The following is a 13049-nucleotide window of genomic DNA, read 5'->3' as shown; positions in this document are numbered from 1 at the left end:
CCGCGAGCCCTCGTCACGAGATCTCGGGGAACACGATGATGCGGTTGGTCATGCCGAGCACCCGCTCACAGGCCCGGTCGCCAGGGAAGCGAGCCTGCTGGTCGCGATCGGTCCAGCTGCCATTGACCGCCCGCCCGCGCATCACCGTCGGAAGCTCGGCCTTCAGCGTGACGGTCCGCTGGAAGCCGCTGCCGGCCCGCATCCGCTCGATCGACAGCGACTGCATCCGCCACCAGGCGAAGGGCATGGGCAGGTCGAGACACTGCCAATGCTCGTCGAAGAACTGCAGATAGACGAAGCACAGCCGGCCGTAATACTCAGCCGCCGAGGCCTTCGCCCTGACCCAGAACGTCGGATCGACGCCGGACAGCGAAAAAGTCTGCTGCGGTGCGCTGCCGTCGAAAGATTTCTTGATCGTGCCGAGGCGCCCCATGTTCTGAGTGCCACCCCATAGCACCCCGTCATTGGTCTGCACCGCCCCGAAGCCCGGCCAGCAGCGCACGATGCCCGACTGGAAGTCGAAGCGCACCAGCGGGGCGAAGCGGATTTCCCGGCCGTCGAGATAGGCCTCGATGGCCTCAGGAAAGTCCATGGGCGCTCTCCCGCAGCTGGATCGAGACCTCGCTCGGCGAGCGGGCAATGCGCTCAAGCCCGCCCTCGTCATCGCTGACGAGCTGCATACGGCAAGAGGGGTGGCCGAACTCGACCGACGCGCCGGCGAGGTACGCGGCGCGTGTCGGCGGTCGAAACTCGAAAGTCGAGGATGAACCCTCCATCTGCGGCAGGCTGGTGATGATATGCAGCCGGCTGTCGATGGAGAACTTCATGCCGCGCCGCAGATCGCCGCCGAGCTCGCGATTGACGGTGATCTGCGTCGCCCGCAACGCGGCGTTTTCGGCTAGCGTGAAGCGGGTCGTACTCTGCACATGGCCCGCTCCGTCGGCGAACATCGCGCCGTCGCCGAATGGGATGCCGCCGATATCGACGCCATAGCCGGGCAGCGCGGGCGCGAGATCCTCGGCGAACACCGGGATGATGAATTCCCCCAGCGTCCCGTCGAGCGAGGCGAGGAACCCCTCCCATTCCCGCATCTGATCGGGCGTGAAGAGGCCGAAGGTCAGCGTGGCGCTCCAATATCCCGCATCGGTGCCGATGCCCTGCTGCAGGCCCGCCGGCGAGAGCGGACCCGTCATGGTCATCGGCACGATGCGGAAGAGCGCCCGCTTTGGCCGCAGGATATGCGGCCAGATCGCGGGCGACGGCATGAGGTGCTCCTACCCGCCGTCAGGCGGCACGGAATTGCTTCTCTTCGATGTTAGGCAGCAGGTTCGCGTCATATTCGGCGATGCCCCTCTGCACCGCCGCATAGGAGATGCGGGCGATCGCCTCGTCGCCATTGGCGCCGGCGAGGTTGATGTTGATGTCGACCTTGTCGCGCTCACCGCTGGCCGCGCCGGCCGTCGCCGCTTCCCGCCCCTGCGAAGCGAGCGCAGCGAGCGGCGCCGCACCGACGCGGCGCCCCTTCTTGGCCATCTGGTGGATGGTTTCGAGGGTGGACGCGCCGATATTGCTGGTCGCTGTGGCGTCGAAGACGAATTCCTCGCCATGCACCATGCCGGCCAGCTTGCCGCGCTTGCCGCCGGTAAAGCCACCCTCGTCGAACCCGAAGATCTTGCCGACCATGCCGAGCACGCTGCCGAACAGGCTACCGAGGCCGCCGAGGCCGCCGCCGGTCGTGGTGCCGGCGGCGCTCACCGCTCCGGAGCCGGCCTTGCCGAGGTCACCAATGATGTTCTTGGTGACGTCACCGAGGCCGGTGGAGAACCCCGAGCCGGCAGACGCGGCATCGGTCGTCGCCTTCGCCAGGTCTTGAGCGCCTTTTGTGATGGTACTCGCCGAAGAAGCGATGCCGTCCCAGTTGCCGATACCGCTATTCTTGGCGCCATACCACGCTCCCCAGCCGTTTTTGGCAGCATAGTCGAGCGCGAAGTCGACGCCGGCCGGGCCATTGGAAGCAAGGCGGGGGTCGAGCCCGGTCTGTTTCAGGAAATCGTTGCCCAGACCTCCGCCCATATACAGCTGGTACGGCCCGAAGGATGGCTCCTGCACGCCATTCTTCATGACCTGCGACTGAAGGTTCCAGCTGTTCAGCCCCCCTTCCGACTTCGCAACGGCAAGAGCCACATTCGGATCGATGCCGCGCGCCGCCGCCGCCTTCTTGATGTAGTCGGCGACCTCTCCGCCAGCCACCGCATCCGAGCCGATGCCACCGCCGCGATCGAACGTCCCTGCCTTGTTGTCATTGGCCGTCTTACCGAGCAAACCGGTCAGGCCCGCTCCCTCGGCAAAGCGTACCCACATGGCGTTGTCGGCACTCGATCCGAGCGGGCCGACCTTGGCGAGCCCGGGCAGCAGGCCCGGCATGGCGCCGGAGATCAGTTTGCTGATGCCGTCATCGATGGTCTTGCCGATCTGCGCACTGGCGACCGACTTGACCCGGTCGAGCAGCGCCGCGCCGACATCGCCGCCATTGAGGAAGGCGGAGGCGATCTGCTGGCCGGTACCGCGCCAGAGCTCCTGCATCTCGGCGACTTTGGCGTTGAGCTCGATCTGCGCCGCGATCGCCTTGTTATAGACGCCGGTGATTTCGCCGTTCTCGTCGAGCAGGCCGGCCGAGCGCATCGTGCCGTAGACCTGCTGATCGATCTCGCTACGGCCGAGTTGCTCGCGCTCGAAGATAAGATCCTGCTGCAGCCGCGCCCGGCTGATCGCCTCCTGAAGCTGCCCCCAGGCCTCGGCCTCGGCCTTGATCTGCTTGATGCGGTCCGCCGAGATCGTCAGCGATCCGGTCTCCTGCCACGCCTCACGGCGGGCCTGCGCCTCGGCCTCAAGCGCGTAGCGCAGCTTTTCCAATTCCGCGACGCTGGCGCTGATCGACTGCAATTCCAGCCGGCTCGCCGCGAAGCGCTCCTGCACGGACAGCGCCCGCTCGATCTCCGCATCCTGCCGCTGGCGTGCCGCCTCGGCATAAACCGCGCCGGCGGCACGCTGGGCGGCGGCGTCGGTCTCTGCCGCCGTTGCGGCATCCTTCAGGGCATCGGCCCGCGCCCGGTCGGCCGCCACGGCGGCGCGCTGCGCCACGGTGCGGGCATTGATCTCGCGCAGGTCGAGCTCATAGGCCTGCGCCGCGCGCTGGGCGTCGGCAACGCCGAGCACCTCCTCACGGGCGCGACGCGCCGCCTCTTCCAGCGCCGCGGCACGGGCGGCAATGGCGCCTTCCGAGCCTCCCTGCTCGCTGTTCTTCTCCAGCGCGTTGCGCAGGTTGCCGTCGATAATGCGCAGATCTTCCATCACCTGGCGCTGACGCTGCAGCGCCGGCACATAGTCGGTGATCGCCTTCAGGCTGTCGCGGAAGCTCCGCATGCCCGGCACGCCATCGCGCGCCGCATCGGCAATGGCGTCAATCGCCGCCTTGGCACCGGGCAGTGATCGCTCGGTCTGCGAGGCTGCGTCGGTGATCTTGAGCAGTTCGTCGGCGACCGGCCGTAGATTGGGGTTCGCCTCGGCGAGTTTTTCGACCTCCTCACGGAACTGCACGATGCGCGGGTTTCCGGCCGCCACCGACTTCTGCAGGTCGTCGATCTGCTGCCGGAACGCCGCATAGCGGTCGCTCATGACAAAGACCGGATCGTCGAAGCCGGTGGCGATGTTGCCAAAGGCCTCCGGCGCGACCGGTTTGGTCACCAGGCCGAGCTGACTGACGACGCTGTCAGCCTGCTGCGACAACTGTCCGCGCAGGGCGGAGAGATTCCGTTCGGCCTCGCGGCGCTGCAACCGGTCGCTCTCGTTGACATATTCGCGCAGGCTCGACTGCGCCTCGCCGTACCGGTCGCGGATGCGCCCGACGAGCGCCTCATGCTCCTTCAGCACGTCCTCGGCAGATTTCCCGCCATCCTCGATCGAGGAGAAGAAATAGGCCGCGCCGGCCGCCACGGTGGCGAAACCGAGCACGGCTAGGTTGACCGGGTTGGTGACGAAGGCGAGCAATCCCTCGCCGAGCGCACTCACCGCGCCCTTGAGCCCGCGATCGCCCAACTGACCCGCCAGCTGCCCGCCCTGCTGGATCAACGGCAGGAAAACGCCCTGCCCACTGGCCATCTGCACGCCGAGATCCATGAACTGGTGGCCCATGAGGCCGATTTCATGGTTGGCGAGCTTGGTCGACGCCGTCACCTCGCCCATGGTCTGGGTCGAGGTCGCGCCCAATGAGCGCAGCTGCGCATTCGCCCGGTCGAGCGCCGACATCTGCGCCGCGAAGGGCGCCGAGGTGGTGCCGAGCGAAGACAGTGCCGATTGCGCGGCGCTGTTGCGGGAGGCGAGCAACCCCGGCGCCATGCCGTCGACGGTACCGGTGAGGCGGGCCATGGCGAGGTCGCCGGAGCGGCGCAACTCGTCGAGCCGGCGGGTCGCATCGGCGGCGGCCTGCCCCATGCTGCGCAGCTTGGCTTCCGCCGTGCCGATATTGGCCAGCTGCGCCGTCACCGGGGCGGAAGCCGCACCGAGCGAGCGCAGCGCCTTTTCCGCGCTGACGAGCTCGGAGGTCAGGCGCTCGGTGCGCACCGAGCCGATCTTGGCAGTGAGCGCGTCCATGGCGCTCGCGCCGGCGGTGCCGACCGCCTGCAACTCGGCCTTCACCCGGCCGCCGTCGAGCACGGCGAGGCGCACATTCACGTTGCGCTCAGCTGCGGGCATTGGTCATCTGGCCAATTCCCGCGCCAAGATCCCGGCGCTGAGCCATATCCGCTTTCGCGCTGAGGCCGGCCAGCGCCTCGCGCTCGCGGCCACCGACCTCGACGCCTACGCCGAGACCGACGTGCCGGCCGAGGTGCAGATGCCGGGCGAGATCGCCCTCCCGGCCGACAAGCTGCAGAAGATGGTTCGGGACTTCGCCGAGGGCTCGCAGGTCAGCATCGACGTCGGCCCGGCCGTCGCGGTGATCAGGGCCGGGCGCAGCCGCTACCAGGCGCCCTACCTGACCGTCGACCAGTTCCCGGAGATGTTCGAGCCCGGCGAGGCCGCCGCCTGCTTCACGCTGATGCCCGAGGAGGTGATCCGGCTTTTCGACCTGCCCCGACCCGCCGCGGCGAAGGACATGCCGGATCGGCTTTATCTGGAGGGCGTCTACCTGCACAAGAGCGATGACGGCGCCGCCCTGTGGGGTGTCGCCGGCAATGGCTATGTGCTGCTCGGTGCTGACGCGCCGATGCCGCCCGGCGGCGACCTCCTGCCGGAGCTCGTACTGCCTTCGGGCACCGGGCGCGGGCACCCACGGGGCATCATGATCCCGCTTCCCTCGGTCGAGCATCTGCTCAAGATGGGCGATGCCGGGCTGGAGATTTCCGCCGGCACCAACGTGCTCACCGCGCAATCGCTTGGCTCGCCGCGCATCCACTACGCCACCAAGCTGATCGAGAACCGGTTCCCGCCCTATGAGCGCGTGGTGCCGGCCTTCGACGGCCCCTGCGCCACCGTCGAGGGTGGCCTGTTTTCGGCCGCCATCAAGCGGCTGGCCGGCATGGCGGGCGACGACAAGCGGCCGATCCTCATGCGGTGGGGTGAAGGCGACGAAGAGATGTCGCTGTCGCTTGAGGAAGCCATCGACAGCATCGGCGGCACCGAGCGCGTCGAACTGATCGAGAGCCGCGGCGAAGCCTACAGCTGCATCAACGTCACCTATCTCGCCCGCGCCATCGACGCGGTTGGGCGCGGCCGGATTGAGATCTACGCCACCAGGGGCCGCAACACGCGCATCCGCAATCTCGACGATGACCAGATCATCGCCTGCGTCGCCCCCATCAACCCCAAGCACCCGGCCCCGCCGGAGGAGGATGCGGCATGAGCGCGACCATGGCTGAGCGCAGCAACCTCCCCGCGGTTCGCAATCCCGTCTTGGCTCTGCCGGCGTCAGCCCGCATTTCCGAGCTTCCTCCTGAGGCCCGCACTCTGCTGGCAGAGATCCTTCGCGATGTCGCTCGTGACGCTCGCGAGCGCGCTCAGCGAAGCTGGCGGCAGAACAAGGGGCCGATGGCCGCTTACTGGAAGGCTGTCGGCGCGTACGCGTCGCACATCAGACGGGCCCTCTCTTCCCAGCCGCCAAGTAAGGCAGGCTGACCATGGCGCAGCACGTCCGTTTCCCCATCGACCCGCGCGACGTGCCCGCCAGCAAGGCGGCCCGCCGCCTGCACCTGACCATCGACGAATTCGAGGCCAAGCTCCCGGCTCTCATGAACCGGGGCTTTCCCCTGCCGGATCCCACGACGGGCATGTTCGACCTCAAGGCCATCGACGCATGGATGGACAAACGCTCGCACTTGACCGCGCCAAGCCAGGCGCGCGACGCTCGCGAGGGAGCACTCTCCCGGATCGCCAACCTGTGAGCCGCACGTGGGCACCGACAAGATCCGCTACCTAGTCTTCGTGTGCGGCAAATGGCGCTGGAGGCCGACCGCAGCCATGCGAGCGAAGGGTTTCGCCCTCCGCAGCTTTGGCGCGACTCTCACCGCCGCCGACAGAGCGGAAGCCCTTCGCCTGAATGAGGAGTGGGATCGGCTGCGCCGCGGCATCGAGCCGACCGTGACGCGCAAGACATTTCCCCGCGGCAGTATCGGCGAGGGCTATATGCGCGCGCGGGCGATCCGCGCACAGGAGAGGCGCGACGCCGGCCAGTCCCGCACCGCCGAGCAGGAGAGCCGGGACGACTGGCCTCGCGCATGGAAATGGATCGAGCCCGCGCTGGGCGACGATGATCCTCGCTCGGTCACGCCCGAGATTATGCAGGCATTGCGTTCCAAGGTTCGCGAGCGCGTGTCCGAATCGGAAGCCTTCCGCGTCATCAAGGTCTGGCGTGCGCTCTGGAAGAAGATGGGCGCCATGCGCCTGTGCGATCCGGCGGCAGACCCTTCCCTCGCCTTCGCGAACACGGCCCCGGATCCTCGCCAGGCGACATGGAACGATCGCGAGGTGAAGATGCTCGTTCAGCGCGCGTGGCGCATGGGGTATCGGGGCTTGGCCGCGTGCATGGCTGTCGCGTGGGATTCCCAGCTGTCCCCCATCGACGTCCGCAGCCTGACGCCCGCCCAGCGCCGTGCCGACGCCACGGGCGGCTATTTCGATCTCGACCGGGCGAAGACGGGTCGCGCAGCTGCCGCGACCCTTAGCCGGTGGTCTGAGACGATCCTCGACACCTATCTTGCCCGACTGGGGTTCGACGTGCTCGATGCGGCAGCGATCTTTCGGACCCGCCACGTCCTGCCGACGGTCAAGGGCGGGCGGACGTGGCTTCCCCGCCCCTACACGAAGGACAAACTCGGCAAGGATTTTGCCGTTGTGCGCGCCGCCGTCTTCGGCGAGGACGATCAGCGCACGCTCGCCGATATGCGACGCTCTGGCACAGTCGAAGCCTTTGCCGGCGGCGCTCAGGCGTCCTCGGTATCAACCAAAATGGCCAACACCCTCGCCGCCTCCAGCCGCCTGCAGAAGGTCTATAATCCCGTCCATGTCGCCACCGTGCGACAGGTCGACGAAGCGCGCAAAGCCGGCCGCGAGCGGATCAAAAAAGAACAGATCGGGGGGAAAAGTATCATGGCGCCGGCCAGACAAGTGTCATGGCGGGACGGGGAAGACAGCTAAGTCATTGATTTGAATGGCGGGAGTGACGGGGCTCGAACCCGCGACCTCCGGCGTGACAGGCCGGCGCTCTAACCAACTGAGCTACACCCCCAACGACCGGGTCACTGTGTGGACCGCCCGTCGAGTGAGGCGGGTGTTAAGGCAGCGGCGTGGGGGTGTCAAGCACCCTTGTCGGCGCCGTCACCCGCGGCCTGTGGACAGATCCGCGCGAGGGCCATCAGCCGGGCAGTTGCGGGCGTTGCGTCGCCAGCAGCGCGTCGACCAGCGCCATGGCGGCGATCAGCAACGGCACCGACAGGAAGGTGCCGATCGGGCCCCACAGCCAGGTCCACAGCGCCATGGAGAGGAAGACGGCGAACGGGTTGAGCGACACCCGCCGTCCGACGATCATCGGCGTCAGCAGGTGCCCCTCGATCGAGGTCAGCACTACGAACAGCGCCGCCGGCAACAGCCCCTCGAACAGGCCGGGAAAGCTGACGAGGCCGACGAGCGCCAGCACCAGCGTCATCATCGCCGGGCCGACATAGGGAATGTAGTTCAGCACCCCGGCGAGCACGCCCCACAGCACCGGCGTCGGCAGCCCCAGCGCCCAGGCGAGCAGGGTCGTCGCCACGCCGAGGCCGGCATTGATGAAGGTGGCGGTGACGAGATAGGTGCCGAGCCGCGTCTCGATCTCGCGGAACACCCGCAGCGCGGTCAGCCGCCCGGCGCGCGGGCCGATCGCCCGCACCACCTTGCGCTTGATCTGGATCCGCCCGGCGAGGAAGAACAGCAGCGAGCCGACGAACAGGATGAAGGCGCCGAGCGCCGGCGTCACCAGGCCGATGGCGCTCTCCAGCATCCGCGAATCGGAAATGCTCACCGTCATCGGTCGCTCGGCGGTACGGCCGATCGATTCGAGCGATTCGACGAAGAACAGCATGCGTTGCACCGCCGGCCGCAGCGCCGCGAAGCGCTCGCGCAGCGTCTCGCTGATCTCAGGCATCCGCTCGATCCATTCGGCCAGCGGGCCGGCGAGCAGCGTCGCCGCGCCATAGAACGCCGCCACCATGACGATCACGATCAGTACGGCCGTCACCGGCGAGGGAATGCCCCGCCGCGCCAGCGCCTCGATGAACGGGCCGATGACGCTGCCGATGATCACGGCAGCGACAATGGGAATGAGCACCGCCCGCGCCACCACGAGCACGCCCGCCAGCGCGAGCACCGCCAGCGTGATAGCGGCGATCTGCGACAGCCGCAGCCAGACGAGCTCGGCGCGCAAGGGTTTCGGGGACTGCAGGAGATCGCTCATGCCGCGTTGAATGTTCACTTGCGCCCGCCCGATGCTGCACCTCGCCCGAGGCTCACAACGCGCCGGCGGCGGCCCGGTTCCCCTTCCCCCGCCGGCCGGCAATGGCGAATCCGATGGGCGCGCCGCTGCGGCACACCGCGTACGCTTGGCCGACGGACGGAAATCCGGCATGTTGCCGCGCTGTCGCCTTTGTGCGACAGGGCGACCGCAATCGAATCAGGCAGCCCCTCCTGCCGGTCGCGCCCTATCGGAGAACCTTTTCCATGCTGAGTCCCTCCCCGATCGTTCCCGTGATCCTTGCCGGCGGCAGCGGAACGCGGCTATGGCCGGTCTCGCGCGACAGCCTGCCCAAGCAGTTCCAGGTTCTCACCGGATCGCACACCCTCTACCAGCAGACGTTGAAGCGGGTGTCCGACCGTTCGCTGTTCACCACCCCCATCGTCATCACCCATGAGGACTTCCGCTTCTTCGCCCGCCGCCAGGCTGCGGAGATCGGCATGGAGGTGACGGTGGCGCTGGAGCCGATGCGCCGCGATTCCGGCCCGGCGCTGATCGCCGCCGCGCTGATCGCCCAGAAGCTGCATGGCGAGAGCTGCCTGGTGCTGGCGCTGGCCGCCGACCATGTCGTGCTCGACGATCCACTCTTCCTCGACGCCTGCCGCGCCGGGGCGCTGGCGGCGGCCGAGGGACAGATCGTCACCTTCGGCATCACCCCCACCGAGCCATCGACCGCCTATGGCTATATCCGTCCGGGCAGTCAGGTCGGCGCCGGCGGCGCCCGCCCGATCGCGGCCTTCGTCGAGAAGCCGGACGCCGCCACCGCCATCCGCTACCTGTCGGAAGGCTATCTCTGGAATTCCGGCAATTTCTTCTTTCCGGCCAACCTGCTGCTGGAGGAAGCCACCCGCTTCGAGCCGGATATGGTCGAGGCGGTCCGCGAAGCGGTGGAGACCGCCATCGAGGATATCGGCTTCATCAAGCTCGACACCCGCGCCTTTGCCGGGGCGCCTTCCAAGTCGATCGACTACGCGGTGATGGAGCACACCAAGCGCGCCGCCGTGGTGGAAGGCCGCTTCCGCTGGTCGGATGTCGGCTCGTGGAACGCGCTGCACGAGCTCGCCGAGGGCGACGAGACTGGCAACGTCGCCCGCGGTCCGGTGACGCTGCTCGATTCGCGCAATTCCTACTTCCACTCGGAAGGTCCGCTGGTCGCCGGCATCGGGCTCGACAATGTGTCGGTCATCGCCACCGAGGACGCCGTGCTGGTGATGCCGACCGACCGCGCCCAGGACGTCAAGGGACTGGTCGCCAAGCTCAAGACCGAGCGCCACAACGCCGCCAGCGAGCATCTCAAGGCGCATCGGCCCTGGGGCACCTACCAGACGGTCTGCCGCGGCGAGCGCTTCCATGTGAAGAAGATCGTCGTCGAGCCGGGCGGGCGGCTGTCGCTGCAGAAGCACTATCACCGTGCCGAGCATTGGATCGTGGTGAAGGGCACCGCCGAGGTGACGCTGGACGGCAAGGTGTTCGAGGTGCGCGAGAACGAATCGACCTATCTGCCGCTCGGCGGCGTCCACCGGCTCGCCAATCCCGGCAAGATCCCGCTGGAGCTGATCGAGGTGCAGACCGGCTCCTATCTCGGCGAGGACGACATCGTCCGCCTCGAGGACGTCTACAACCGCGCCTGAACGGTCTCCCTCCGCCGGAGGGAGACGCCTCCCCTAGCGGACGCCGTTGCCGAAGCCGCGGGAGGCGCGCCACAGCCGCCAGATGCGTCCGGGCACGGAAACGGCGGGGACCCGGGTGAACGGGTCGTGCGCCCGCGCCATGCGGGCGAGATCGCCGGGCACCAGCGCCAGCGGAAGGAAGGCGGGGTAATTGGCCGGCTCGACGCCGGCCAGCGCCGCCATCGCCTGCTCGTAGTGGCGCCGCGCCAGGTTGCGCAGGTCGGCCAGCGCGGCGATCAGCCCCGGCGTCGCCTGCCCGGACACCGCCGCCTCGCGCCCGACGCCATGCGCCTTCAGCAGGTCGAGCGGCACGTAGCACTGTCCGCGCCGTGCATGATGCGGAAACGCCCGCAGCAGCCCCGTCACCGCATAGGCGACCCCGGCATGGCCGGCGGCATCGGCGAGCGCCCGCTCGCCGCCTCCGCCCGGCGCGGCGCCGGTGAGGATCAGCGTGCCCAGCCGGATCAGCGCCGAGGAGGTCTCGCCGGCATAGCCCTCAAGATCGTTCACCGTCGGCATCGCGTCGTCATAGAGGTCGAAGATGCGGGCGTCGATCAGCGCGAAGAAGGTCGGGCGCGGCAGGCTGTGCCGGTTGATGGTGTCGATCAGCGCCGCCGCCACCGGATTGGCCTTCACGTCGCCGCGGGCGTCGCCGATCAGCGCATCGCTCCACCATTGCAGCCGCACCTCGCCGGCGAGCGGATTGGTGATCGCCTCGCGGATGCGCGACACCTCGATATTGAAGGCATGCAGCGCCATCAGCGCCCCGCGCGCCGCCTCCGGCGCGAACAGGTTGGCGACGTAGCGGTCGCGGTCGAGCTCGCGCACCAGCTGCGTGCAATAGCCGATATTGGCGTCCGGCGCGTCCACCTCGAAGCCCCTCAGCGCACGGCCAGCAGGGCCGCCGCCACCGGGCGTCCCTCGTCCAGCAGCACATTATAGGTCGAGGCCGCCGCCCGCGTCGGCATGGCGTCGATGCCGATGCCGACATCGCGCAGCCGCCAGCGCAGCGCGTCCGGCACCGCCCAAAGCTCGGTGCCGGTGCCGATGATCAGCATGTCGATGGCGGCGCTTTCGGCGAGCACCGGTGCCAGCGCGGCGGCGTCGATCTCGCCGACGGTCGCGATCGGCCAGGCATGGATGCCGCTCGGCAAGGCGAGGATCGAGCCCTCCGAGGCCATGCCGGCGAAATGGAAGAAACCGGCGCCATAGCCGTCTATGGGCACCTGACGGGGCAGATGGGCGACGGGCGTGGCCATGTGGTCGGCTCGATATTTTGGGCCCGATGGTCGGGCGCGGAATGCGCGGCACCGGGAGCGAAGCGCCGCTCCCGGCGCTTCGCAGGGGTCAGGTCACGGGCGCGCCGGCTTGCCTTCGGGCTTTCCTGCCGGCTTGCCCTCGGCCTTGGCGGCCTTCGCCTCGGCATCCTTCTCCGCCATGGTGCGGGTGGTGACGCCGAGATAGATCAGCAGCGGCGAGGCGATGAAGATCGAGGTGTAGGTGCCGACCAGCACCACGCCGAACATCATCGTCACCGAGAAGGAGTGGATCGCCCGCCCACCGAACAGCACCAGCGACAGCAGCGCCAGCGTGACCGTCACATGGGTGATCACCGAGCGCGACAGCGTCGAATTGATCGACTGGTTCAGCAATTCGTCGATCGGCATCTTCTTGTAGCGGCGCAGCATCTCGCGGATGCGGTCGTAGATGACGATGGTGTCGTTCAGCGAATAGCCGAGAATGGTCAGCAGCGCCGCCACGCTGGTCAGGTCGAAGTCGATCTGGAAGATCGCCATGAACCCGATGGTCAGCACGATATCGTGGAAGTTGGCGATCGAGGCGCCGAGCGCGAACTGCCACTCGAAGCGGAACCACAAATAGACCAGGATGCAGAACACCGCGGCGATCAGGCCGACAATGCCGTAGCTGAGCAGCTCCTGCGACACGCGCGGGCCGACCACCTCGACGCGGCGGTACTCGACCGCGTCGCCGAGCGCGGCACGCACCTTGCCGGCCACCGCCTGCTGGGCCTGTTCGCCGCCCGGCTGCTGGGCGACGCGGATCAGCACCTCGCCGTCATTGCCGACTTCCTGGATCTGCACCTCGCCGAGCTCCAGCGTTTCGAGCTTGGAGCGCACATCGGCGATGTTCAGCGTGTTGTTGGGGTAGCGCACCTCGAGCAGGGTGCCGCCCTTGAAGTCGATGCCGAAATTCAGCCCGACGGTCAGGAAGGCGACCAGCGCGACGATCGACAGCAGCGCCGAGATCGGGAAGCTGATGCGCCGGAAGCGCATGAAGTCGAATTTGGTATCGTCCGGGACGATGCGGAGCAGACGCAT

12 protein-coding genes and 1 tRNA gene are annotated in these 13049 nt (G+C 68.0%); 5 read left to right on the top strand and 8 right to left on the bottom strand.

The genetic code is table 11. The features are described 5' to 3' along the window. Positions 1–13 precede the first annotated feature (13 nt). Genes KHC28_RS00780 through KHC28_RS00770 form a run of 3 tightly spaced genes read right to left on the bottom strand, consistent with a single transcriptional unit; the run spans position 14 to position 4752 of the window. Positions 14–592, bottom strand: a complete 579-nt coding sequence (locus tag KHC28_RS00780; RefSeq protein ID WP_214006436.1) for a hypothetical protein — start codon at positions 590–592, stop codon at positions 14–16. Beyond that, positions 579–1265, bottom strand: a complete 687-nt coding sequence (locus KHC28_RS00775) for a hypothetical protein (protein ID WP_214006435.1) — start codon at positions 1263–1265, stop codon at positions 579–581. The genes KHC28_RS00780 and KHC28_RS00775 overlap by 14 nt, the downstream gene beginning before the upstream one ends. Before the next feature lie 19 nt (positions 1266–1284). Continuing rightward, entirely contained in the window at positions 1285–4752 is a 3468-nt protein-coding gene (locus KHC28_RS00770) for a phage tail length tape measure family protein (protein WP_214006434.1), read from the bottom strand. On the opposite strand from KHC28_RS00770, the gene KHC28_RS00765 reads away from it, so the two are divergent. Genes KHC28_RS00765 through KHC28_RS00750 form a run of 4 tightly spaced genes read left to right on the top strand, consistent with a single transcriptional unit; the run spans position 4733 to position 7689 of the window. Beyond that, entirely contained in the window at positions 4733–5899 is a 1167-nt protein-coding gene (locus KHC28_RS00765) for a DNA polymerase III subunit beta (protein ID WP_214006433.1), read from the top strand. The two genes, KHC28_RS00770 and KHC28_RS00765, sit on opposite strands and share 20 nt — an antisense overlap. Next, the gene (locus KHC28_RS00760; protein WP_246564115.1) at positions 5896–6171 is read left to right on the top strand and encodes a hypothetical protein; all 276 of its coding nucleotides are present in this window, start codon (positions 5896–5898) and stop codon (positions 6169–6171) included. Before KHC28_RS00765 ends, KHC28_RS00760 begins: the two co-directional genes overlap by 4 nt. A 2-nt stretch (positions 6172–6173) precedes the next feature. Beyond that, complete coding sequence (locus tag KHC28_RS00755; protein ID WP_214006432.1) at positions 6174–6437, top strand: hypothetical protein; 264 nt, start codon at positions 6174–6176, stop codon at positions 6435–6437. A 7-nt stretch (positions 6438–6444) separates the two neighbouring features. After that, entirely contained in the window at positions 6445–7689 is a 1245-nt protein-coding gene (locus KHC28_RS00750) for a hypothetical protein (protein ID WP_214006431.1), read from the top strand. A gap of 14 nt (positions 7690–7703) precedes the next feature. On the opposite strand, the gene KHC28_RS00745 is transcribed toward KHC28_RS00750, so the two are convergent. After that, positions 7704–7780 (bottom strand) — tRNA-Asp (locus KHC28_RS00745). A gap of 126 nt (positions 7781–7906) precedes the next feature. Further along, on the bottom strand, positions 7907–8983 hold the full coding sequence (locus tag KHC28_RS00740; protein WP_214006430.1) for an AI-2E family transporter: 1077 nt from the start codon (positions 8981–8983) through the stop codon (positions 7907–7909). A 263-nt stretch (positions 8984–9246) separates the two neighbouring features. On the opposite strand from KHC28_RS00740, the gene KHC28_RS00735 reads away from it, so the two are divergent. Continuing rightward, positions 9247–10671, top strand: a complete 1425-nt coding sequence (locus KHC28_RS00735; protein WP_214006429.1) for a mannose-1-phosphate guanylyltransferase/mannose-6-phosphate isomerase — start codon at positions 9247–9249, stop codon at positions 10669–10671. A 33-nt stretch (positions 10672–10704) separates the two neighbouring features. Here KHC28_RS00735 and KHC28_RS00730 read toward each other — a convergent pair whose 3' ends face one another. The 3 genes from KHC28_RS00730 to secF all read right to left on the bottom strand — a co-directional run bounded on the left by KHC28_RS00730 (position 10705) and on the right by secF (position 13049). After that, positions 10705–11580 (bottom strand): phytoene/squalene synthase family protein, encoded by an 876-nt coding sequence (locus tag KHC28_RS00730; RefSeq protein ID WP_312893041.1) that lies wholly within the window; start codon positions 11578–11580, stop codon positions 10705–10707. 11 nt (positions 11581–11591) lie between these two features. Next, positions 11592–11969 (bottom strand): Mth938-like domain-containing protein, encoded by a 378-nt coding sequence (locus KHC28_RS00725; protein ID WP_214006428.1) that lies wholly within the window; start codon positions 11967–11969, stop codon positions 11592–11594. 93 nt (positions 11970–12062) lie between these two features. Further along, positions 12063–13049: a protein translocase subunit SecF gene (gene secF, locus KHC28_RS00720; protein WP_214006427.1), complete on the bottom strand. Its 987-nt coding sequence runs from the start codon at positions 13047–13049 to the stop codon at positions 12063–12065.

The sequence above is a fragment of the Ancylobacter sonchi genome (assembly GCF_018390695.1).
In the GTDB taxonomy this organism is placed as follows: Bacteria; Pseudomonadota; Alphaproteobacteria; order Rhizobiales; family Xanthobacteraceae; genus Ancylobacter; species Ancylobacter sonchi.
This window is presented reverse-complemented; position numbering and strand designations above follow the sequence as displayed.